At 33.6% G+C, this 23,147-nt stretch carries 25 protein-coding genes and 1 pseudogene; 18 read left to right on the forward strand and 8 right to left on the reverse strand.

Translation table 11 applies throughout. The features are described 5' to 3' along the window. The first annotated feature begins 5 nt into the window (after positions 1-5). The 12 genes from Q7C23_RS15950 (at position 6) to Q7C23_RS16005 (ending at position 10,229) form a co-directional block, all read left to right on the forward strand. Positions 6-581, forward strand: a complete 576-nt coding sequence (locus tag Q7C23_RS15950; protein ID WP_375033468.1) for a YdeI family protein — start codon at positions 6-8, stop codon at positions 579-581. Positions 582-610: 29 nt separating this feature from the next. After that, positions 611-1,276 (forward strand): DNA alkylation repair protein, encoded by a 666-nt coding sequence (locus Q7C23_RS15955; RefSeq protein WP_375033469.1) that lies wholly within the window; start codon positions 611-613, stop codon positions 1,274-1,276. 18 nt (positions 1,277-1,294) lie between these two features. Beyond that, positions 1,295-1,855, forward strand: coding sequence for a DUF4256 domain-containing protein (locus tag Q7C23_RS15960; RefSeq protein ID WP_375033470.1), 561 nt, complete (start codon positions 1,295-1,297; stop codon positions 1,853-1,855). 222 nt (positions 1,856-2,077) lie between these two features. Then, positions 2,078-2,851: a hypothetical protein gene (locus Q7C23_RS15965; protein ID WP_375033471.1), complete on the forward strand. Its 774-nt coding sequence runs from the start codon at positions 2,078-2,080 to the stop codon at positions 2,849-2,851. 110 nt (positions 2,852-2,961) lie between these two features. Continuing rightward, positions 2,962-3,462 (forward strand): tetratricopeptide repeat protein, encoded by a 501-nt coding sequence (locus Q7C23_RS15970; RefSeq protein ID WP_375033472.1) that lies wholly within the window; start codon positions 2,962-2,964, stop codon positions 3,460-3,462. Positions 3,463-3,590: 128 nt separating this feature from the next. Continuing rightward, entirely contained in the window at positions 3,591-4,553 is a 963-nt protein-coding gene (locus Q7C23_RS15975; protein WP_375033473.1) for an ion channel, read from the forward strand. A gap of 72 nt (positions 4,554-4,625) precedes the next feature. Beyond that, positions 4,626-5,525, forward strand: coding sequence for a MerR family transcriptional regulator (locus Q7C23_RS15980; protein ID WP_375033474.1), 900 nt, complete (start codon positions 4,626-4,628; stop codon positions 5,523-5,525). 37 nt (positions 5,526-5,562) lie between these two features. Then, positions 5,563-7,029 carry a phytoene desaturase family protein gene (locus Q7C23_RS15985; protein ID WP_375033475.1) on the forward strand — a complete coding sequence of 489 codons (1,467 nt, stop codon included), beginning with the start codon at positions 5,563-5,565 and terminating at the stop codon, positions 7,027-7,029. A 4-nt stretch (positions 7,030-7,033) separates the two neighbouring features. Then, positions 7,034-7,873, forward strand: coding sequence for a phytoene/squalene synthase family protein (locus Q7C23_RS15990; RefSeq protein WP_375033476.1), 840 nt, complete (start codon positions 7,034-7,036; stop codon positions 7,871-7,873). A gap of 85 nt (positions 7,874-7,958) precedes the next feature. Beyond that, a complete protein-coding gene (locus Q7C23_RS15995; protein ID WP_375033477.1) occupies positions 7,959-8,399 on the forward strand; it encodes a carotene hydroxylase in 441 nt (146 codons plus the stop codon). A gap of 9 nt (positions 8,400-8,408) precedes the next feature. Next, positions 8,409-8,894 (forward strand): hypothetical protein, encoded by a 486-nt coding sequence (locus Q7C23_RS16000; RefSeq protein ID WP_375033478.1) that lies wholly within the window; start codon positions 8,409-8,411, stop codon positions 8,892-8,894. A 39-nt stretch (positions 8,895-8,933) separates the two neighbouring features. Then, complete coding sequence (locus Q7C23_RS16005) at positions 8,934-10,229, forward strand: cryptochrome/photolyase family protein (protein ID WP_375033479.1); 1,296 nt, start codon at positions 8,934-8,936, stop codon at positions 10,227-10,229. A gap of 113 nt (positions 10,230-10,342) precedes the next feature. On the opposite strand, the gene Q7C23_RS16010 is transcribed toward Q7C23_RS16005, so the two are convergent. Continuing rightward, the gene (locus Q7C23_RS16010; RefSeq protein ID WP_375033480.1) at positions 10,343-11,647 is read right to left on the reverse strand and encodes an ABC1 kinase family protein; all 1,305 of its coding nucleotides are present in this window, start codon (positions 11,645-11,647) and stop codon (positions 10,343-10,345) included. Next, positions 11,644-12,306, reverse strand: a complete 663-nt coding sequence (locus tag Q7C23_RS16015; protein ID WP_375033481.1) for a TetR family transcriptional regulator C-terminal domain-containing protein — start codon at positions 12,304-12,306, stop codon at positions 11,644-11,646. The genes Q7C23_RS16010 and Q7C23_RS16015 overlap by 4 nt, the downstream gene beginning before the upstream one ends. Before the next feature lie 96 nt (positions 12,307-12,402). Here Q7C23_RS16015 and Q7C23_RS16020 point away from each other — a divergent pair, with 96 nt between their 5' ends. Beyond that, positions 12,403-13,314: a TIGR01777 family oxidoreductase gene (locus Q7C23_RS16020; protein ID WP_375033482.1), complete on the forward strand. Its 912-nt coding sequence runs from the start codon at positions 12,403-12,405 to the stop codon at positions 13,312-13,314. A 1-nt stretch (position 13,315) separates the two neighbouring features. Here Q7C23_RS16020 and Q7C23_RS16025 read toward each other — a convergent pair whose 3' ends face one another. From Q7C23_RS16025 to rmuC, 4 genes are all read right to left on the reverse strand, one after another. Beyond that, positions 13,316-13,885, reverse strand: coding sequence for a YceI family protein (locus tag Q7C23_RS16025; RefSeq protein WP_375033483.1), 570 nt, complete (start codon positions 13,883-13,885; stop codon positions 13,316-13,318). Between the two features lie 234 nt (positions 13,886-14,119). Continuing rightward, positions 14,120-14,512, reverse strand: coding sequence for a VOC family protein (locus Q7C23_RS16030; RefSeq protein ID WP_375033484.1), 393 nt, complete (start codon positions 14,510-14,512; stop codon positions 14,120-14,122). A gap of 30 nt (positions 14,513-14,542) precedes the next feature. Next, complete coding sequence (locus Q7C23_RS16035) at positions 14,543-15,091, reverse strand: acyl-CoA thioesterase (RefSeq protein ID WP_375033485.1); 549 nt, start codon at positions 15,089-15,091, stop codon at positions 14,543-14,545. Positions 15,092-15,122: 31 nt separating this feature from the next. After that, positions 15,123-16,496, reverse strand: a complete 1,374-nt coding sequence (rmuC, locus tag Q7C23_RS16040; protein ID WP_375033486.1) for a DNA recombination protein RmuC — start codon at positions 16,494-16,496, stop codon at positions 15,123-15,125. Between the two features lie 193 nt (positions 16,497-16,689). On the opposite strand from rmuC, the gene Q7C23_RS16045 reads away from it, so the two are divergent. The 4 genes from Q7C23_RS16045 to Q7C23_RS16060 all read left to right on the forward strand — a co-directional run bounded on the left by Q7C23_RS16045 (position 16,690) and on the right by Q7C23_RS16060 (position 20,743). Then, positions 16,690-17,568, forward strand: coding sequence for a protease complex subunit PrcB family protein (locus tag Q7C23_RS16045; protein WP_375033487.1), 879 nt, complete (start codon positions 16,690-16,692; stop codon positions 17,566-17,568). 261 nt (positions 17,569-17,829) lie between these two features. Beyond that, positions 17,830-18,384 (forward strand): RNA polymerase sigma factor, encoded by a 555-nt coding sequence (locus Q7C23_RS16050; RefSeq protein WP_375033488.1) that lies wholly within the window; start codon positions 17,830-17,832, stop codon positions 18,382-18,384. Then, positions 18,381-20,123, forward strand: a complete 1,743-nt coding sequence (locus Q7C23_RS16055; protein ID WP_375033489.1) for a hypothetical protein — start codon at positions 18,381-18,383, stop codon at positions 20,121-20,123. The genes Q7C23_RS16050 and Q7C23_RS16055 overlap by 4 nt, the downstream gene beginning before the upstream one ends. Positions 20,124-20,182: 59 nt before the next feature. After that, the gene (locus tag Q7C23_RS16060; RefSeq protein WP_375033490.1) at positions 20,183-20,743 is read left to right on the forward strand and encodes a MepB family protein; all 561 of its coding nucleotides are present in this window, start codon (positions 20,183-20,185) and stop codon (positions 20,741-20,743) included. A 59-nt stretch (positions 20,744-20,802) separates the two neighbouring features. Here the strand turns inward: Q7C23_RS16060 and Q7C23_RS16065 are convergent. Both Q7C23_RS16065 and Q7C23_RS16070 read right to left on the reverse strand, forming a co-directional pair. Next, positions 20,803-21,554 (reverse strand): annotated as a pseudogene (locus Q7C23_RS16065) (SDR family NAD(P)-dependent oxidoreductase). Between the two features lie 164 nt (positions 21,555-21,718). Then, the gene (locus tag Q7C23_RS16070; RefSeq protein WP_375033491.1) at positions 21,719-22,087 is read right to left on the reverse strand and encodes a hypothetical protein; all 369 of its coding nucleotides are present in this window, start codon (positions 22,085-22,087) and stop codon (positions 21,719-21,721) included. A 432-nt stretch (positions 22,088-22,519) separates the two neighbouring features. Here Q7C23_RS16070 and Q7C23_RS16075 point away from each other — a divergent pair, with 432 nt between their 5' ends. Next, positions 22,520-23,092, forward strand: coding sequence for a pseudouridine synthase (locus Q7C23_RS16075; RefSeq protein ID WP_375033492.1), 573 nt, complete (start codon positions 22,520-22,522; stop codon positions 23,090-23,092). The last annotated feature ends 55 nt before the right edge of the window (positions 23,093-23,147 follow it).

The raw sequence follows: 23,147 nt of genomic DNA on the forward strand, positions 1-23,147 counted from the left end.
ACAGCATGAATCCTAAAGTTGATTTTTATTTTAAAGACAAAAAGTGGCAGGAAGAATTGGAACAACTAAGAAAGATTGCGCTTGATTGTCAATTGACAGAAGAACTAAAATGGGGCACTCCCTGTTATACGTACCAAAAAAAGAATATTGTTTTAATACACGACTTTAAAGAATATTGCGCCTTTTTATTTTTTAAAGGCGCTTTATTAAAAGATACGGAAGAAATATTGATTCAGCAATCTGAGAATGTTCAGGCAGCGAGACAAATCAGATTTACGAATCTTAAAGAAATTGTCGAGCAAAAAAACATTTTAAAAGCTTACATCTACGAAGCGATCGAAATAGAAAAAGCAGGTTTAAAGGTCGAATTAAAAAAGACCTCAGAATTTCCGGTTTCTGATGAATTTCAAAAGAAGTTAGACGAAGATTCTGAATTAAAAGAAGCTTTCGAAGCCTTAACTCCAGGACGTCAAAGAGGTTATTTATTGCATTTTTCTCAGCCAAAACAAGCCCAAACCCGCGAAGCAAGAGTAGAGAAAGCTATTCCACAAATTCTTGATGGAAAAGGATTAAACGATTAATTATCTTTACAATACAAAACGAAATCAAAATGAAGTCAAAAGAAATTTTAGCACAACTTGAGGCATTAGGCGATGAAAAAATGCGTGCCCAAAATAAGAAACGTGGTGCAGGAGATAATCAGTTTGGTGTTAAAATGGGCGACATACGAAACATCGCGAAAAAGTTAAAAACCAATCACGAATTGGCACTTGAACTTTGGGATACCGGAAACGTTGAAGCTCGCTTTTTAGCAGCTTTAATTATCGATCCAAAAAAGCTTTCCAACGACGAAATTGCCAAAATAGTTTCATCAGAAAAATTCACTCACATTGCCGATTGGTTTTATTCGTATGTCATAAAAGAATACGCAGACAAAGAAACATTACGCCAAAAATGGATGCATACAGCTGATGTTATGCAAGCACGTGCTGGCTGGAGCCTTACCAGCGGTTGCGTAACACGTATTCCTGAATTAGTCGACATACCAGCTCTTCTTGACCGAATAGAAAAAGAGATGCCAACAGCAGCTCCTGAAGTACAATGGACAATGAATAGCACTTTGGCACAAATCGGAATTAATCATACGGAGTATCGTGAGCGCGCTCTTGCTATTGGAGAAAAATTAGGAATTTATAGAGATTACCCAACTTCTAAAGGCTGTACATCCCCTTTCGCACCCATCTGGATTAACGAAATGGTTCGCAGACAAAAATAACCACACAAATAAAACATCATGAGCAAAAATAAATTATCACCAGAACATCAGGAAGAAATCATCAGCATCCTGAAAACGCGTTTTGAAAAAAATAAAACACGTCACAACGATATTGAATGGAATAAAGTTCAGGAGAAATTAGAAGCAAATCCAACAAAACTCTGGTCCCTTCTTGAAATGGAAAAAACCGACGGCGAACCAGATGTCGTAGGCTATGACAAAAACTCAAATGAATACATTTTTTTCGATTGCGTGGCCGAGAGCCCAAAAGGACGACGAAGTCTTTGTTACGACCGCAAAGCACTGGATTCTAGAAAAGAACACAAACCTAAAAACAGCGCCATCGATATGGCCGAAGAAATGGGCATCGAACTCCTGACCGAAGAACAATACAGAAATTTACAGGAATTAGGGAATTTTGACACCAAAACATCAAGCTGGATTGCTACAACTCCGCAGGTCCGTAAACTAGGCGGCGCTTTATTTTCTGATTACCGTTATGGCAGAACTTTCGTGTATCATAATGGTGCTGAATCTTATTATGCAGCAAGAGGTTTTCGTGGTTGTTTAAAAGTTTAGTTTTTTTTTAGCAGCTATTTCCTGCTGTCCCTTCCAAACGAAGTTCACTGAACTCCGATTAAAAATAAGTATAATGTGAAGTACTCTTTTGAGCCGAACCCCGGCACAAAAGGATTTTCCCTCCCATCAGGGCTAGGGACTCATTTTCATAAGACATTTTGAAATATATTTTGTAAATTTCCCTTTCAATTAACCATTCGTACTATTAAAAAAATAATATTTATGGGAAGAATACACTTATTCGAATTTGAAGATCAAAAATGGTTTCCTGATTTTTTAAGGAACTACGGGACAGACTTTCTACAGTTTCTTTCCAACAAAACCGGAATGTACAAACCTATTGCACCATTAATAGAAGATGTACTAAAATCAAAAAACACTAACACAATAATTGATCTTGGCTCGGGCGGCGGCGGCGGATTGATTTGGTTAAACCAGGAACTTAAAAAAGCAATTCCGGACCTAAAAATCATCCTAACTGATTTTTACCCCAATATTCCAGCTTTTGAATACACAAAAAAGCAATCGGATAATTTTGAATTCTACAGCAAACCGGTTGATGCACGAAATGTTCCTTTAGAACTAAAAGGGCTCCGAACACAGTTTCTTTCCTTTCATCATTTCAGGCCAAACGATGCCAAACAAATTCTTCAAAATGCAATAAATTCAAAGGCGCCAATTGCTATTTTCGAAGCTCAGGAAAGAAGCTTTCCAAGTATTCTGACAATGGTATTTTCTCCGCTCAGCGTTTTATTAACTACGCCATTCATCAGACCATTTAAAATCGGCCGAATTATTTTTACTTATCTCATTCCGATTGTCCCACTATTTGTTTTATGGGATGGAATTGTTTCTTCCTTAAGAACCTATTCAGTTGAAGAAATGAAAGATCTTGTAAAAGATCTACACAATTCAGAAACTTATAATTGGCAGATTCACAGAGTAAAACCTGGACCGGGAGTGATTCTATATTTACTGGGAACAGAGAAAAAATAATCTTTTAAATTTAATTACGATTATTTCACAAAAGAATTTCCCCTACAAATAAAACTTTCATAAATTCGTTTCAGAATAAATTAACCTACTAACTAATCCCAAATTGGTTTATGAAAAAATTATTACTTGTATCATTTATTATGATCAGCTGCTCAACCTGGGCACAATCTTCAACGGCTTATTTTGACAAAGCCATGAAAAAAGCCGAAGCCGGCAACACAAAAGGCGCCATCGCCGATTACACAAAAGCAATCAACATGGATCCTAAATTTGTCGAAGCGTATCAAAACAGAGGTGTGGCAAAATACAATCTCAATGATTTAAAAGGAGCTCTTGCCGATTTTAACAAAACACTAGAGTTAAATGATATGAATACTGATGCTTATACAGGAAGAGCCAATGTCAATTACAAATTAATGAACTTTAAAGAAACCATTGCAGATTGTTCTTCATCACTCGAGTTAAATCCAAAAGATTATGTAGCTTACAACTTAAGAGGTTTGGCATATAATAAAATTGGAGATAAAAAGAATTGCTGCAAAGATTTCGCTAAAGCTATTGAATTAGGAAGTCAGAGCGCCAAAAAAAACAAAGCAACGTTTTGTAGATAAACAAAAAAAGTTGGCAAAATCAAAAAGCAATCAATAAAAGCTACTTTTTATTGATTGCTTTTCTGTTTAACACCATAGCCTTTTCATATAAAAGATATCGTTACATTTGCTCTTTAAACTAACCTTGAATGGCACTTCTTAAAAAAATAAACAACCAGGCACAAACCGATAAAAATTCAGGATTCGGGACCAATGCAAACAGTTACGGCGGTAGATTTGTAAACAAAAACGGAACCCCAAATATCGAAAAAAGAGGAATGAACATCCTCCGTCGCATTAGTTGGTACCACACCATGATCGACATGCCTAACTGGAAATTTATGCTTATTTTATTCAGTTTTTATATTGCCATCAATTTTGTTTTTGCCTTGCTTTATTACGGAATCGGAATTGAGCATCTCGATGGAATTGCGCCAACACAAAGTGCGTTAATACAATTTGGACAAGCCTATTTTTTTAGCGCACAAACTTTCACAACCGTAGGGTATGGGCACATTAGTCCGAGTGGTTTTTTAACCAGTGCGTTATCTGCGGCAGAAGCTTTAATTGGTTTATTAAGTTTTGCTATTGCAACAGGTTTGTTCTTTGGAAGATTCAGTAAACCAACTGCTTTTCTAAAATTCTCACACAATGCCCTAATTGCACCATATGGTGAAGGCAAAGGCTTAATGATTCGTCTGGTACCTTTTAAAAATACCAATTTTACAGATGCAAAAGCAAAAGTAACTCTCGGAATGAGCATTGAAGAAAATGGCGAACGAACAAACAAATTTTACACCTTAGATTTAGAACTTGACAGCATCAACGCATTATCTTTAAGCTGGACCTTAGTACATCCCATAACAGAAAACAGTCCGCTATATAATTTTACCGAAGAAGATTTCAAAAAAATTCATGGCGAAATTTTAGTTTTTATTACCACATTCGATGACATGTTCAGTAACACCGTGGCAGCCAGAACTTCCTATACTTTTAGCGAAGTTATTTATGGCGCAAAATTCGTTACCATGTACAACAGAAGTAAAGATAGCTCCAAAACAATCTTGTATTTAGACAAATTAAATCAGTATGATACTACAAACTTCTCATAATCTATCATTTTAATCAGGTTTTAAATGTAATCTCAGATTTTATTCTATTTTTGTTCATCCAAAATAGCAATAATGATAAACAACATAAAGACCGTTTTTAGCATAAAAGACCTTGAAAATTTATCAGGAATAAAAGCGCATACCATTCGTATTTGGGAGAAAAGATATAACATTCTTGAACCCATGAGAACTGATACCAATATCAGACTTTATAATGTACATAATTTACAAAAACTATTAAACATAACGCTATTACACGAGTACGGATATAAAATATCTAAAATAGCGACATACCCGGAGGAAAAAATTCCACACCTGGTTCGTGAAATCATTTCAAAGAAGAATTCTCAAAATTACGCCATAACATCCTTTAAGATGGCAATGATGAATTTTGATCAGGAATTATTCTTTACAACATTTGACTGGCTTATTTCAGAAAAAACTTTTAGCGAAGTATTCAAAGACCATTTTCTTCCTTTATTAAAAGAACTGGGATTACTATGGCAATCTGAAACTATTAGTCCGGCAAACGAACATTTTATATCTCATTTGATCAAACAAAAGATTTTAATTTATACCGAGAGTCTCCAAATCTTAAAACCGGCGAAAACAGATCGTGTTTTTGTTCTTTCGTTACCCCTAAATGAAATTCACCAACTCGGGCTATTGTACATACAATATGAAATTCTCTTAAAAGGATACAAATGCATTTATTTAGGAGAAAGTATGCCTATTGAAAACCTTCAGGATCTTACCCGATATTTTGAGAACATTACGTTTGTCTCTTTCATGACCGTACAGCCTGATCGTAGCGTAATTAATCAATATGTAAAAACAATGGGGCAAAAATTACTGGAGAAAAACAATGAAATCTGGCTTATGGGTAGTATGATAGAACACATTGATGACACCGTTTTACCAGAAAGAATAAAACTTTTCTACTCTATGGACGAGACTCTGGAAAGAATATAATTATTTTGTTTAAAGTTTTTGTATATTTGTTAAACAAATGACAAAAACTATCACAATATTAGGTTCTGGCTTCTCTTCGTTAGCCGCTTCTTGTTACCTGGCACAACAAGGCAACAAGGTAACTATTTATGAAAAAAACGAATCGATTGGCGGTCGCGCACGACAATTCAAAAAAGACGGTTTTACTTTTGACATGGGACCAAGCTGGTACTGGATGCCAGATGTTTTTGAAAAATTCTTCAGTGATTTCAACAAAAAAACAGACGATTATTATGAACTCATCAAACTAAATCCGGCGTACCGTGTTTATTTTGGAATAAATGACTTCATCAATATTTATGATAATCTTGAAGCAATAAAAACCACTTTTGAAGCCATTGAAAAAGGGAGCGGATCAGAACTACAAACTTTTATCAATCAGGCCAAAAGCAATTATGATATTGCAATTAAAGATTTGGTTTATCGCCCGGGAGTTTCTCCTTTAGAATTAATCACGCCACAAACTGCATTAAAACTAAATCAGTTTTTTGGCAATGTAAGTACTGATATTCGGAAGAAATTTAAAAACGAGCGATTAATTCAGATTCTCGAATTCCCCGTTTTATTCCTAGGTGCAAAACCAACCAAAACACCATCGTTTTATAATTTTATGAATTATGCCGATTTTGGTTTAGGAACCTGGCATCCTAAAACCGGAATGTTTGACGTCGTTCGTGGCATCGAGAAACTAGCAACTGAACTAGGAGTTACGATTGAAACGAATGTAGCAATTGAAAAAATTATAGTAGAAAACAAAACCGCAACCGGAATCATAATTAACGGAAAAACCATAAAAGCGGATATCATTTTAAGTGGTGCTGATTATCAACATACCGAAACCTTACTCGACGAAGTACATCGCAGTTATTCAGAAAAATATTGGGAAAATCGTGTTTTTGCACCTTCTTCCCTATTATTTTTTGTTGGTTTCAATAAAAAAATAGAGAACATTACACATCACGCTTTATTTTTTGATGTTGATTTTAATCAGCATGCAGCCGATATTTATGACAACCCAAAATGGCCTGAAGCTCCCTTGTTCTACGCCAACTTCCCATCAAAAACAGATGCGTCTACAGCACCAAACGGAATGGAAAGCGGGTTCTTTTTAATTCCGTTAGCACCGGGAATCACAGATACTGAGGAACTTCGCGAATTGTATTTTGAAAAAATAATCACTCGTTTTGAACAACTTACGCAGCAAAAAATTAAAAACAATATTATATTTAGAAGATCCTTCTGCAAAAATGATTTTGTAACAGATTACAATGCTTACAAAGGAAATGCATACGGAATGGCCAATACATTATTACAAACTGCATTTTTAAGGCCAAAACTAAAAAGTAAAAAAGTTCGTAATTTATATTTTACAGGACAATTAACCGTTCCTGGTCCAGGGGTTCCACCAGCCTTAATCTCGGGAAAATTAGTAGCTGAATTAATTCACCAATCTCTAAGATCGTAAAAAGATGAAATCATTATTTGACACCGTTTCTATAAAGTGCAGCAAATTGGTTACCCAAAGCTACAGTACTTCTTTTTCGCTTGCCGTAAAAATGCTTTCACCTAGTATTAGAGATGGCATTTACAGCATTTACGGTTTTGTTCGTTTCGCCGATGAAATTGTCGATTCTTTTCATGATTATGACAAAGAAAACCTCATCAATGATTTTGAGAAAGAACACTACAAAGCCATGGAAATGGGTATTAGCCTCAACCCTATTTTAAACTCGTTTCAACATACCGTGAAACAATATAATATAACGGATGATTTAGTACAGGCATTTCTTAAAAGCATGAAGCTAGACTTGATAAAATCAACTTATAATACGCAAACCGAATACGAAGATTACATTTATGGTTCTGCCGATGTTGTTGGCTTAATGTGTTTAAAGATTTTTGTCAAAGGAAACAATCAAAAATACGAGCAACTAAAATACGAAGCGATGCGATTGGGCTCTGCTTTTCAGAAAGTCAATTTTCTCAGGGATTTAAAAGACGATAACTTAGTTTTAAACCGAAATTATTTTCCCGGTGTCGATTTAAAATCTTTTGATGAAAATGCTAAAACGGCAATCATCAAAGAAATCGAAGAAGATTTTAGAATTGCCTATCAGGGAATTATAAAACTTCCAATGGAAGCAAAATTTGGCGTTTATACAGCTTACATTTATTACAAAAAGCTACTTCAGAAACTAAAAAATACGCCTTATTATGAAATTGGAAATTCGCGAATAAGGGTTTCAAATTACACAAAAGCGGGACTTTTAGCCCAATCTTTTGTAACTTACAAGCTAAAATTAGTCTGATAATTTATAGAGTCAATCTTTTATATTTTCAGGTTAAAATTTCAGTCATTTTAATTGCAACTTTAATATTTCAACAAATAAAAAAATGATTTCTTCCTTAATCTTTTTAGGTGTTTTTCTGTTCATGGAATGCGTTACCTGGCTTACGCATAAATATGTAATGCACGGATTAATGTGGTACTTTCACGCAGACCATCATCAACCAAAATACGATCACGCTTTTGAACGAAATGATATTTTCTTTGTCATTTTTGCCATTCCGAGTATTGTTCTTTTTTATTTTGGCGTTCAGGGCGGATTTAATTATTTGTTTTTCATTGCCTGTGGCGTAACTTTATATGGGGTTTGCTATTTTTTAATTCATGATGTTTTGATTCATCAGCGTTTTAAATGGTTTAAAAACACTAAAAACAAGTATCTCATCGGGTTACGAAAAGCACATAAAATTCACCATAAACATTTAGGAAAAGAAGAAGGAGAATGTTTCGGAATGTTATTTGTTCCTTTTAAATATTACAAAATGTAAATTGATTTTATGAAAGTATACAAAATAGAAACCATTCAACATGTAAATGCAAGTGTCGAAGAATGCTGGGATTTTTTCTCCAGCCCAAAAAATCTTCAAACCATAACACTTGATAATATGAGTTTTGAAATTCAGGATTTTGACGGTAAACGTATGTATCCCGGCCAGATTATTACCTATACTTTAAAACCTCTTTTAGGCATTAAAATTAATTGGGTTACGATCATCATCGTTTCAAAAGAAAATCAATATTTTATAGACGAACAGCGTTTTGGACCTTACGCCTTATGGCACCATAAACATTTTTTTGAACCAACAGAAGACGGAACAAAAATGACTGACATCGTACATTATGCCCTGCCATTAGGATTCTTGGGCCGAATAATGAATAAACTGGTTGTAAAAAGTAAACTGAAAACGATTTTTGATTATCGCCATAATAAAATCGAAGAACTATTCAATTCAAAAGTACTAGTTGAAAATCAAATCGATTAATATTAAACACACGAAACATATTTTTCACTAAAGATTAAAATGGCAAAACAAAAAGTTACCTTTTTCTGGTTTAGACGTGATTTGCGTTTAGAAGATAATACCGGATTATTTCATGCGCTACAATCAGACTTTCCTGTAATTCCATTATTTATTTTTGATGATGATATTTTGGAGAGCCTTCCTAAAAATGATGCGCGGGTAAGTTTTATTTACGATTCGCTTCAAAAAATAAACGAACAGCTTCAGACAATTTCTTCTTCTATTTTAATCAGAAAAGGGAAAACTAGTGAAGTCTGGCAATCACTTTTAGAAGAATATGATATTCAACAGGTTTTCTTTAATAAAGATTATGAGCCTTTTGCCATTAAACGTGATTCAGCCATTTCTTCTTTACTGAAAGAAAATCAGATTAAAACTTTTTCATTCAAAGATCACGTGATTTTTGAAGAAAAAGAAATAACAAAAGCAGACGGTCTTCCCTATACTGTTTACACTCCGTACAAAAATAAATGGCTCGAGAAATACCATCTTTCAGGTGGAGTATCAGAATATAATTCAGAATCACTATTCGATAATTTTGCAAAAAATCAATTTATATTTCCAGAATTAAGCGAAATAGGTTTTGAAAGAAGCACAATAAAAGTCCTTCAGCATAACTTAACACAAATTGCCAATTACAAAGAAACCAGAGATTTTCCAGCTTTAGACAGTACTTCTTATCTTTCACCACATTTGCGTTTTGGAACTGTAAGCATTCGCAAATTAGTAAATTGGGCAAACCGAAAAAATCAAACTTTTTTGAGCGAATTAATCTGGAGAGAATTTTTTATTCAGATCTTATTTAATTTTCCGAATTGTGTTAATCATAATTTCAAATCGGCTTATGATGGTATTCAATGGAGTAATAACGAAGATGATTTTAAGCGCTGGTGTTCCGGAACAACAGGCTACCCAATGGTCGATGCAGGAATCCGTCAACTGAATGAAACCGGTTACATGCACAACCGCGTTCGCATGGTTGTCGCCAGTTTTTTATGCAAACATTTACTCATCAACTGGCAATGGGGCGAAGCTTATTTTGCTGAGAAGTTATTAGATTTCGAATTGGCCTCCAATGTTGGAAACTGGCAATGGGCCGCTGGAACAGGTTGCGATGCAGCACCTTACTTCAGAGTTTTCAATCCCGAAATTCAACAAAAGAAATTTGACGAAAAAGGAATCTACATTCGTAAATGGATTCCGGAATTTGATTTGGGATATAATGAACCAATGATTGATCACGCTTTTGCGAGGGATCGGGCGATTGCAACTTATAAAGCAGGAATTTTGAAATAAGTTTTTTTTGTTTCAGGTTTAACCGCAAGGTTCGCAATAATTCTACGCAAAGGTCGCAAAGAGATTATAACGCAATCTTGTCAACTTGAAACCTGAAACAAAAAAACTATCTTTTAATATTTCAAATAATTCGTCACCACAATTTTCGCTTTCAAATCAAACATTAAATTATACAAACCAAAGAAAGTTCGATTCATATAAATAAAGTGCTTAGAACCGCGATTTCCGTTCATTTTTTTGAGGGCAGTATCATTTGAGAAACGTTCGCCTAATTTAGCAATGCTTTCGAAAAAGCTTTCATCGGCAAAATCGAAGGTCTCATCTTTAAACGGTTTTGTAAAAAGTGACAACAAATCATGAAACATCTCTGTGAAATATTCTATTTCTGAAGGTGTATCATCTTGACGAAGAATTTCTAATTCAAATAATTTCTGATTGAAAAGTGCTGGATCTGTAATTACATTTTTGTTGATTAACTCAAAATACGGCACATAAAAATCTTCAGGAATTTGTTTCATACAACCAAAATCCAAAGCAATTAACTGATTTTGCTCGTTCACTAAAAAGTTCCCGGGATGCGGATCTGCATGCACTTTTTTCAAAACATGAATTTGATACATGTAGAAATCCCAAAGTGCCTGACCCAATTTATCTCCTACTTCCTGATTTGTATTTTTAGCCGTAAACTCAGAAAGGTGAATTCCCGTCATCCAGTCCATCGTAATGATTTTCTCTGATGAGAACTCCGGATAATAATTCGGAAAGATTATATTTTCAATTTTACTGCAGGCTTCAACAACTTCCTGACTTTGTTTTAATTCTAATAAATAATTGGTTTCTTCAATCAGTTTGTCTTCAACTTCTTTAAAATATTTATCAGAATCTTTCCCTTGCAAATTAAACATTCTGATCGCAATAGGTTTCACCAAAGCCAAATCTGAAGAAATACTATTAGCAACGCCAGGATACTGAATTTTAACTGCCAGTTTTTTATCATTTTTCTTAGCCAAATGCACCTGACCAATACTTGCCGCATTGACCGAATTAGCATTGAATTCATCAAAGATTTCATAAGGCGTTTTTCCGAAATTCGTTTTAAATGTTTTTAAAACCAATGGTGCCGAAAGTGGCGGAACAGAAAACTGCGATAATGAAAATTTCTCGACATAAGCCTGAGGCAAAAAGTTCTTGTCCATACTTAACATTTGAGCGACTTTCAACGCACTTCCTTTCAGGCTTTTTAATCCGTCGTAAATATCTTCGGCATTATTTTCGTTTAATTTGTCTCGGGTTAGGTCTGGATTAACCATTTTTTCGGCATAATGCTTAACATAGTTTACACCTATTTTAGCTCCGGTTTGCACCAGTTTTCCAGCTCTTTCTATTTTTGATGTTGGTATATAATCGATTGTTTTCATTGTTTGCTGTATATTTTTTCTTTGAACAGAAATTTTCCAAAATCTATCAAATGATTTAATGGCGCTACATTCATAAGTTCGAATGATGCATTAACGGACTTTTCGATAAAAATATCTGTTTTCTCAAAAGCGGCAGAATCATCATCCATCCAGAATTTTATGGTCATCATCAATTGCAGCCATGCACTTTCCTGAATTCCTTTTTCCTGAAATTTTTGAAATTTCTCCTGTTCCAATCTATAATCGTCTGTCAGGATTTCAGCAACATATTCTTTGAATGATTCACGAAGGGAAGTCAGTTGTACTAAATTTTTTAATGGATTTCTATCTAGTTTTAATGATTGTAGAACATAACTTCTGTTCGCTGTCAGAATCTCGAAGAATGTGAAATAAAAACTCAACATTTTATTCTTCATATCATATTCCTGATAATCCGAATTTTTATGCAGCAAATCAACTGTATTGACTAAAAAGAGTCTGAATATCTCTTTTTCTAAGCCTTCTAGTGTTCCAAAAAAAGCATAAAATTCCGTTTCTGTAAAATCATTTTCTTTTGCAAAATGATAAACTGATTTTGGTTTTTGCCCCTTTTCTAAAACTTCATTCATGTACATTGAAACGATATCTTCTTTATTGATTATCTTCTTTTTAGTAGCCATTTCATTTAAATTTAGAATTTGCCTTAAAGGTAAGGAATGTTTAAGTACCTTTACTTATCGTTAAACAAGATGCACTGTTAAATATATTATAATATAATGGCTAAGAATGTTTTACTCACCGGAGGAACTGGATTTATCGGCAAGCATCTTACAGATGTTCTTATCGAAAGTGGTTTTACGGTTTCTATTTTAAGCCGTTCGAGCAGAGAAAATACACCATCGATTACGTACTATAAATGGAATCTAAAAGATAATTTTATCGAGAAAGATGCCATTCTGAATGCCGATTATATTATTCATTTGGCAGGTGAAGGAATTGTAGAGAAACGATGGACTAAAAGGCGTAAAAAGGCAATTCTGGAAAGTCGTATTAAACCCATTGAACTTATCTATTCTATTTTAAAAGAAAATAATAAAACTCTGGTCGCTTTTATTTCTGCCTCTGCGGTTGGTATTTATGGTGCTATTACTAGTCAGGAAATTTGTACAGAGAATACACCTCCCGCCAATGATTTTCTAGGCACTACCTGTCAAAAATGGGAACATGCTGCTGATCAAATTGCTTTATTGGGAATTAGAACAGTAAAAATCAGAACGGGAATTGTTCTTGGAAAAGATGAAGGATTTCTAAAAAAAATAGCTCCTGGTTTTAAAGCTGGTTTTGGTGCCATTTTAGGTTCCGGAAAACAATATTTACCTTGGATTCATGTAGAAGATTTGTGCCAAATTTACTTAAAAGCAATAGTAGACACTGAAATGCAGGGTCCCTACAACGCCACGATAACTGATAATACTACAAATGCAACCCTGTCAAGAATTCTGGCCCATTTATATGGATACTCCATTTGGCTTCCCAATATACCAGAGTTTCTTATCAAGCTTGCATTAGGTGAAATGAGTATTGCTGTTTTGAAAGGGCAAAGAATTTCATCTGAAAAAATACAGGAAGCAGGTTTTGAATTTCAATATAAAGATATTGAAGCAACGCTCTCAACGAGTCTTTCCTAATTTATTTTAGTGTTAAAAGAATCGCATCTTCGTTTCGTATCACTCCAATTAAATCTGTATTTGCCGTTTGCGAAATTTTCTCGGCAATTCTATTCGGTATTTGAATATTAAAATCAGATATCGCAATTGGAAAATCAGAATGAATCTGAATGCCTTCGTTTACTTTTTTCAAATAGGCTTTCACTTCAATTTCTTTTGACTTACCACGAACAGTCAATTTACCTTTGATCGTATATTCTTTTTCAGTTTCATTGATATCCTTCAAATCAAATTTTGCAATTTTACCTTTAAAAATCGCTTTAGGATAGCGATTACTTTCCATATAATTATCGTTAAAATGTTCTTGCATCAAGTCCAGTTTAAAACGAAAATCTTTGACAACAACGGTGCAGATGAAAACGCTTGTTTTAGGTTCCAAAACAATCGCAACAGATCTATTTACTGCTTTTACTTCCTCAAATAATGGTACTGAAGCCTCAAAATTTACAGTTGCCGTATTGGTTGTAAATTTTTCCTGAGCAAATAAAGAAAATGCAGAAAAAAGCAAGATTAATAATGTAGTTCTTTTCATAATCGTCAGCAATTAAACAATTATGTCATTCGGTTTTTTTTAGTGGGATTAACTAAAAAAAGAATCAGATTTTTAAAAAATCGAATGGCAATACTCCGTGAAATTTTAGTAACATATCTATATACTTAAAGTTACGAAAATTTCCAGCTATTAGTTGCTGCAATATGCTAAATATTTGTGAAATGTTTTTGTGGTGTAAAATGTGAGATGTTGTTTGTGAAATACTTTTTTAAACTATTTCATTTCAGTACAAATCTCCACTAGAAATCCATCTAAATCCCTAACATAGGCCACAACTTGACCCCAAGGTTTTTGTGTTGGTTCTTTTATTAGTACTGCTCCAAAAGAGGTTGCTTTTTGTACCAACTCCGGAACATCATCTGTAATAAAACCAATTTCTATTGCAAAAGGTTTATTATCTAAGTTACTTTCAACAAAACCATCTTTTAAATTTTCCCCTGCCAATTTCTTTGACGCAAACGAAAGTGTAGTTTCACCTGTAATTAATTCGCCATAATCATTGCCAGGTGCGATAAATTTTCTTGAAAAACCAAACACATTCTCATAAAATACAATCGACTGTTCTACATTTTCTACATATAAAATTGTATATCCAAATTTTACCATTTTGATCTGATTTAAATTAAACTTTTACTTTTAACTAATTTCTAAAAGTACATTATATTGATCCAAACTTGCCAAATCTTCAATCGAATTTACTTTTGCAATTTTTTCATGTTCCTGAAATTCTTTTTTGGCTTCATTATGTTTAATTGCTTTTCTAAAACGACGAACCTCTTCTAAATTCGACAAAATAAGTCCGGGCACTTGCACACTTTTACCTTCTTTATCTTTGGCAACCATTGTAAAATAAGACGAATTACAATGTTTAACAGCTCCTGTCTGAATATTTTCTGCTTCAACGCGAATTCCAACCACCATCGAACTTCTACCAACATAATTAACCGAGGCTTTCATGGTAACCAATTCTCCTACTTCAATAGGTTTTAAAAAATTTACGGTATCAACCGAAGCTGTCACACAATAGTTCCCGGAAAATTTTGAGGCAGAAGCAAAAGCAATCTGATCCAGTAATTGAAGAATATAACCTCCATGAATTTTTCCGCTAAAGTTGGTGTGCGAAGGCAACATTAATTCGGAAATACTTATTTTCGATGAAGAAACGGATTTGAAATCTGTAGTCATATGATTGTGGTATTTTAAGTCGGTAAATATTTTAGTTTAGTAGTTGATTATCCTCTGTATTTGAGGCTCTTGCAATAATATTTTCCGGAAGCGACTTTTTGGCCTTTGCTCCCATTTTCTTTAATTTTTCGACACTTGAAATCAAGTTTCCTTTTCCGTCTACCAATTTATTCATGGCATTGTCGTACTCATTTTTGGTGTCTTTTATTTTGTTTCCAATTCGAACCAAATCGGCAACAAAACCTTCAAATTTATCGTATAAAGCTCCCGCTTGTCTGGCAATTTCAAAAGCATTTTCCTGCTGTTTTTGGTTGGCCCACATACTGTCGATTGTTCTTAAAGTTGCCAGTAATGTGCTAGGCGTTACAATTACAATATTTCGGTCAAATGCTTTATTGTATAAGGCCGAATCTTCATTCAATGCAATTGCAAATGCCGGTTCTATCGGAATAAAAAGCAAAACAAAATCCGGGCTTTCGATTTGATACAAATCGTGATAATTCTTATTTCCGAGTTGTTCTACATGTCTTCTAATCGAATTGACGTGTTCTTTTAAATAATCAATTTTTAGAATTTCAGATTCTTCATTGATCCATTTTTCATAGGCAACCAAAGAAACCTTAGAATCGACAATCATTTTTTTGCCGTCAGGCAGGTTGATAACGACATCAGGAAAAACACGAGCTCCTTCGCTATTTGTAAAACTTTGCTGTACTTCGTACTCACGTCCTTTTTCTAAACCCGATTTCTCTAAAACACGTTCCAAAACCAATTCACCCCAATTACCCTGCATCTTGCTATCACCTTTCAAGGCTTTGGTCAAATTCAAGGTTTCCTTGCTCATTTGCGCGTTCATCTCACTTAAACCTACAATCTGCTGACGCAAGGCCGCATGATAATCGATACTTTCTTTATGCGTTTGTTCGACTTTTTTCTCAAATCCCTGAATTTTATCCTGCAAGGGTAACAAGATATTCTTCATGTTCACACTGTTTTGTTCAGTGAATTTAGCCGACTTTTCTTCAAGTATTTTGTTGGCTAAATTTTCAAACTCTTTAGTAAATTTTTCCTGAAGCTCCGTTATTTCCGTTTTTTGTTCTTTATGACGTTCCCACAAATTTTCAAAATCTACTTCTTTTTTAGAAAGCTGAATTGCCAGACTGTCTTTTTCAGTTCGGATACTTTCTTTTTCTACATTATTTAACTGAAGTAACTTTTCAAAATTTCTTTTTTCACTTTCAAATTGTTCCTTCTGTAACTGCAATTGATTCGTATTGGCATTTAATCTTTCCTCTAAACTCACTTTTTCTGATTGAAATTTAGCTGAAAACAACATTCTTCCTAAGTAAATCCCTAGAAACAACGCTACAATAAAAGCCAATAAAAACGGAAGAAAATCAAACATAACTTAGTTCTTTTTTACGTAAAAGTACGCAATAATACGTAGTACTTACTTTTTAAAATTAAAATTTCACGAATAATTAGTAATCTTAAATTAAATCAACATTTTCAATTAAAATATTTCTAAAAAAGGAATGCTACACGCAACCATTTTAAAAAAACACATCTACTAAGTATAACCTATTAAAATATTACCGATGAAAAAATTAATGTTAAGCTTGTTTATAGCTTTTGGATTTAGTGCCTGCTCTCTTAATAATGATGACCTGGATAATGTAGATTGTGGAGTAAACACAAATGTAGCTTTTACGGGGTTTCCACTTTTATGCAATTATGCCGTAAAAAATTTACCTACTACTCCTGCCGCTATAGTAGTAAACTCAACTGAAAAAATGGAGTACTACTTTACTAAACACGAAAATACCTGTACTGTTCCAAGCGATCCTAACATCGATTTTACTCAAAAATACTTAGTCGGAATTTTTGCCGGAGTAAAACCTACTAATGGTTATGCCATAAAAATCACAAGTATAGTTGAAAACAGCTGTCAGATGGTTATTAATTTTTACGAAAAAGGGCCACAAGCAGGTGAAACAATATCATCGTCCCCTACTTATCCATCAGATTTTATTTTGATTCCAAAAACATCAAAACCTATCATTTTTAACAGAACAACAGAGACTTCTGATAACATTGTAATTGGAAGTTATAACGATAAATGTACGGGAACAGATTGTCAGAAATTCTTTCAGATAAACAATTACAATATTCTAAATTTTCTAAATGTAGTAGCAGGTAAGTATGATTTCAACCAATATAAATACGCTACCATAGCAAAAAAAGACGATTATACTTTATTCTTAACTAAAGTACCAACTGAAATTTTAAACTTAAAGGGACAAACCAAAACATACGGAACACCAGGTTCAGCAGATCAGGGAGGTATTTATTTTCAGTTGACTCAAGGTGCAGTAGTTACCAAAATTTTTATTGACCCTAACGATACTGCTGATCAAAGTTCAGAAGTAAAATTATTCAAAAAAACTATTCAGGATAAAATCACAAGCTTGAAATAATAAGACTATATTTTTCTACTGAATTATTATGCTAAAATGATGTAGAAATTTGAACAATATAGATCAACCAAAAAAGTATTGTTTTCCTGACAGCCAGATCACAATCTGACTCTCTTGAAAACAATACTTATATCATATAAAATATTGACCATCAAAACTTAACAATCGTTAGCAATAAAAAGTATACTAAGTGTAGTATTTATAAAAGGTAGCTTTTTAAGTTTATAAAAACTATTTTTGCAAAACCAAATTAAACCATTTTTGAAAGACGATTTAGAAAAATATATTCGACAATGCATGCAAAATGACAGAGATGGACAGCTGAAAATTTATCAGTTGTTCTCTCCTGTCTTGTATGGTATTTGCCTGAAATATATGAAAAATGAAGATGATGCCAAGGATGTTTTCCAGGAAGCATTTGTGATTGTTTTTCAAAAAATAAGCCAGTACAAATTTGAAGGAAGCTTCGAAGGCTGGTTAAAACGTATTTTCATAAATAAGCTTATCGAAACTTTAAATAAAAAGAAGAAAGAAAGTTTCTTTTTAGATGTTTTTGATCCTGATACTGATTTTATAGAGGAGGAAGAATTAGATGCAATTCCGATAGAACAAGAAAAACTGTTAGAATTTATTCAGGATTTACCCGATCAGTACCGAACCGTTTTTAACTTGTATGTTTTTGAAAAAATGAAGCACAAAGACATAGCCGAATTATTAAAAATATCAGAAGGAACATCAAAATCAAATTTAAACCGGGCGAAAGGGATTTTGCAAAAAAGGATTTTGAGCATAAAAAAAAATTTTAAAATAGCATGAAAAAACAGAATATAGAAGATATTTTTTCATCAATGGAAGACTTTTCAAGTATTCCGCCTCCTGAATTGTGGGCAAACATTGAAGAAAAACTGGACCAACCTAAAAAGAAAAAAAGAGCTATTCTTTGGTGGTCAGCAGCGGCATGCCTGTTACTAGGCTTGTTATTGCCTTCTGTTTTACATTTTAGCTCAAATAATGGAATTCAGACTATTACTAATGGTGCTGGAGGAAATAACAGTGTTGTTATAGACGAGAATAAAAAAGATTTTAATACTACCCGAACAATTTCTACCGAAGAAAACAGCACCGAAAAGCAATCTGAAATTGGGAAAAATTCTTCTGAAGATAGCTTAAAAAATAACCCTAATACTGTTGAAGAAATTCAAACAAAAGAAACTGCAGTTGCTCAAGCTGATTCTAAAAATAACAATGGTTCCTCTGATGTAAAATTAAATTCAGCAAAAATAAATGTAAACCAGGCCGTTGCTGAACAAACAAGAATTTCTGAAAAGCAAAATGAAGTCAATTCAGCATTTTCCAAAAATAAAAATTTAAATTCTCAAAAAAGAAATGCAAATCAGGCAGTAGCTGAAAAAACATATACTTTTGGAAATCAAAATCAATTCAATTCTTTTTCGAAAAATCAAAGCTTTAACCCTGAAAAAAGAAATGGAAATCAAGCTGTAGCAGAAAAAACTTTTAAGACCGGAAAACAAAATCAATTTAATTCGTTCTCAAAAAATCAGGTACCCAATTCTATTTTTGAAAATCAACCGAATTCAAATGCTGCCAGTGTTGCTTTAGGAACTTCAAATTCAGTTTCAAACAATAGACAAACAGCGGCAATTGACAATAAAAAACAAGCTGCACCAACAACTATTAAAACCGAAAAAGCGATTGCTGACAATACTTCAAAAAGCAGTTCAAAATTCAGCGACGTTTTGAGCAAACAAGATTCTGTTCAGTTGGCAGAACTTCAAAATTTAGAAAAAGGCATAATTCCTGAAGTTAAAAAAGGAAATGAAAAAAAATCTAAAACTTCATCAACTGCTGAAAAATGGGCTCTTGAAGTTTTTGCCGGAATTGCCAATTCTGAAAACTATAAAAATGACAAAACTTTAGGCAACGTAAACGACTCTAAACAAAGTAGTACGTACGGTGTTAAAACTAAATATAAAATCAATAAAAAATGGGCAGTTGGTTCTGGTGTCAAAATCAACGAATTAGGCCAGAGTGTTGCTAATGTTTCTTATATTAAAACGGCCAACAATGCTTTCCTGACCACTGGTGATTATTTTATAAAAAACCCTACTGTTCCTCAAATCGCAAGTAGCGAAGGCTATGTATTGGTTTCTAATTCAACTAAAAATGCATTGACAAGCAACAATGTTCAGAGTGGCAATTTAGACCAAAGCTTAAGATATGTAGAGATGCCATTAGAAGTTTCGTATGCCGTTTTTTCTAAAAATAAAGCTTCCATTAGTTTAAATACAGGAGGTTTTGTAGGGAAACTGATTTCTAACAATGTTGCTATAGACGGAAATTCTCTGGGAGAAAATATAAACGCGAATGATTTCGTATATGGCTCTACATTAAGCAGTACGGTACAATATCGTATTTACAAAAAAACAAATGTTTTTGTAGAACCAGCTATGAATTATTACGTAAATCCATTGAACAGTCAATCTTTTAATCAGTTCCAATGGGGCTTAAATTTCGGATTAAATGTTTCATTTTAAATAAAAAACAATATATTTAACACCCAAAAACCTACACAAACCCTAAACCTACAATAATTTTGAAAACAAGCTTAAAAGCGAGTCTTCACAAAATGATCGTAAAAAACCATTGGACAAATCACAAATCTATACCCAGAGATTTGCTTTTGACCAAAGAACTGGTTTATGATTGTTTTGATTTTGACTGTTCGCAACCACAGCAGGAAAGTGAAAGCATTGATTACAGTGCTTATCGTTTTTATCTCAATGAAAAATTTATTTGTTACCGTGAAGCCAAAATTACTCCCACAAAAACGGGTCAATTTGTCACTTTATGGAAACGAAGCAGATTAGGAACTATTGAGCCTTTTGATTCCTCCGATCTGATTGATTTTGTCTTCATTAGTGTTCGAAAAGAAAATCTTCTTGGTCAGTTTATTTTCCCGAAAGCGGTGTTATTAGAAAAAGGAATTTTTTCGACAGCAACCAAAGATGGAAAAAGAGCTATCAGAATTTATCCTTCATGGGACGAAACGACAAACAAACAAGCTCAAAAAACACAGCGTTGGCAATTGGATTATTTTTTTGAAATAGCACCAAAACCCGATTTTGATACTTTTAAAAAATTACTGGATTACTAGCATAAAAAAACGGCCGTCCTAAATAGACAGCCGTTTTGTATTCCATTTGATTCCTAATTTTAAACAGCAGTATAACCACCATCTGCAATAATATAACTTCCTGTTGTAAAAGACGATTTTTCAGAGCTTAGAAATACAACTAATTCAGCAATTTCTTCGGAAGTTCCTAATCGGTTCATCGGTGCTTTTGCAGCAATAGCCTCCATCATACTTTTATTTAGGTTATCTTTTAGCAAAGCAGTTTCAATGTACCCTGGCCCAACGGCATTACAACGAATATTTTTTAATGCATACTCGGCAGCAATATTCTTCGTCAGTCCAACAACACCGTGTTTAGAAGCGGTATACGCTGGACTAAGTGGAGCGGCAACCTGCCCGTGAATCGAAGCGATATTAACAATACTGCCTCCACCGTTTTTTTCCATTTGCTCTAACTGATAGCGGCAAGCATAAAAAACGCCGCTTAAATTCAATGCAATTACCTTATCCCATGCTTCTGGTTCATATTCTCCCGTTGGTTTTGCAGGGCCGCCCATTCCGGCATTATTGCACGCAATATCCAACCGTCCGTATTTTGAAACTGTAACTTCCACCATATGTTTATTATCAATCGCACTCGATGAGTCACCTTTTACAAAACAAGCTTCTCCACCACTTTCCTTTATTGCTTTAACCGTTTCTTCACCATGTTCTACATTATATCTGAAAGTACTACTTTTGCTCCTTCGCGAGCATAAGCCTCTGCAACAGCGCGACCAATTCCTGAACCACCGCCGGATACAAAAGCAACTTTGTTTTCTAAAAGTGCCATATTCTTAAAATTTAAATTTGTAGCTACAATTTACGAAGATCCTGATGGCTTATGCAATCAAAAAGGAAGTTTAGAATAAGATTAACGCTGTACGCTAATCAAATGTTATTTTCGGAAAAATCGAATCATTTCTGCAGAAAAATCATTATTTAGAAGAATAGAAATTATTTATCCAGTTTCATATTTCCTCTGTCTTCATGACTTTCCGGATTTGAATTAGGATAACGATTTGGAGTAACATCTGAATTACGATCTTTATTCTCAACTGTTTTTTTAGCTTCTTCTTCTGTCGAGACACCACGATTGGCATTTGGATTATCCGGATTGATTTGCTTTGAAGTTTCTTCAATTTTTTCATTTACATTTCTAGCCCGATCTACGATTTCTTTATTTCCTTTCGTATCGGATACAATTTCTTTTTTCAATTCTGATTCATGTACTTCTGTATCGTGAGAAACATTTTTGCCTTTCGATTCGTCTATATTTTTTTGTGCCCCATTTATTTTTTTTGAGCCTAGATTATTATTTTCCATGGTGTTTTGTTTTTTCATTACTACATAATATTACGAATTTTAGATTTTAAAACTAAGTCATTTAACATAGCTTTTGGATTCTTTATTTAATTTTAAAACTGCGTTTAAAACACATAACGCAATAATTATCAAAATAACAGTAAATTAGTACCGCATAATTTTCAAACAGAAATAAATCAGGAATTATGATTTTTTTCAAAACAAAAACGAGTTGGTCAAATGCCGAGTTTATCATAATAAAACTTTGCATCGCTTCTGCCTATATTTTAATTGGAAGTTATTTTCACGATTTCTTTAAGGACCACTATTAATCTTATTTGGTATAACTGTGATTTAGTTTGTCTTGTTATGGCTGAAGAAGATGAAAACCCAACTTAAGGATTAATTGGAAATACTCCTGAAACAAAACTATCTTTGCATAAAAACTACAATATGCATCAACATTTCATTCTTTTTAAACCTTACGGCTATTTAAGCCAATTTATTTACGAACTAAAAAGAAAGAAAAAGCTTTTGGGTGAATTGTACAATTTTCCTGAAGGAACGATGGCAATTGGCCGTTTAGACGAAGATTCAGAAGGATTGCTTTTGCTTACCACAGACGGAAAAGTAAGCGAGCTTATAAGAAGCAAAAAAGTCGAGAAAGAATATTATGTACAAGTTGATGGCGTAATAACTCCAGAAGCAATTGAAGAACTGCAAAAAGGAGTCGAAATTGGTTTTGACGGCGGAAAATACAAAACCAAACCTTGCAAAGCTTTTATTGTTACTGAAATTCCGGATTTTGGAGTAAGAGCCAAAAAAATCAGAGATGAACGTCATGGTCCAACTTCGTGGGCTTCAATCACTATAAATGAAGGAAAGTTTCGCCAGGTTAGGAAAATGACTGCAGCTGTTGGTTTTCCGACTTTAAGACTGGTTCGCGTTCGAATAGGAAATGTATATTTGCAAAACTTAAAAGCTGGTGAGGTTTTGGAAGTTTCCGATTTTAAATTAGATAATTAGAAAATGTGTCAATTAGATAATTATTAAAAGCTTGAAACTCTTAACCTATAATTCA

This window comes from Flavobacterium sp. LAR06, from assembly GCF_041946075.1.
GTDB lineage: Bacteria > Bacteroidota > Bacteroidia > Flavobacteriales > Flavobacteriaceae > Flavobacterium.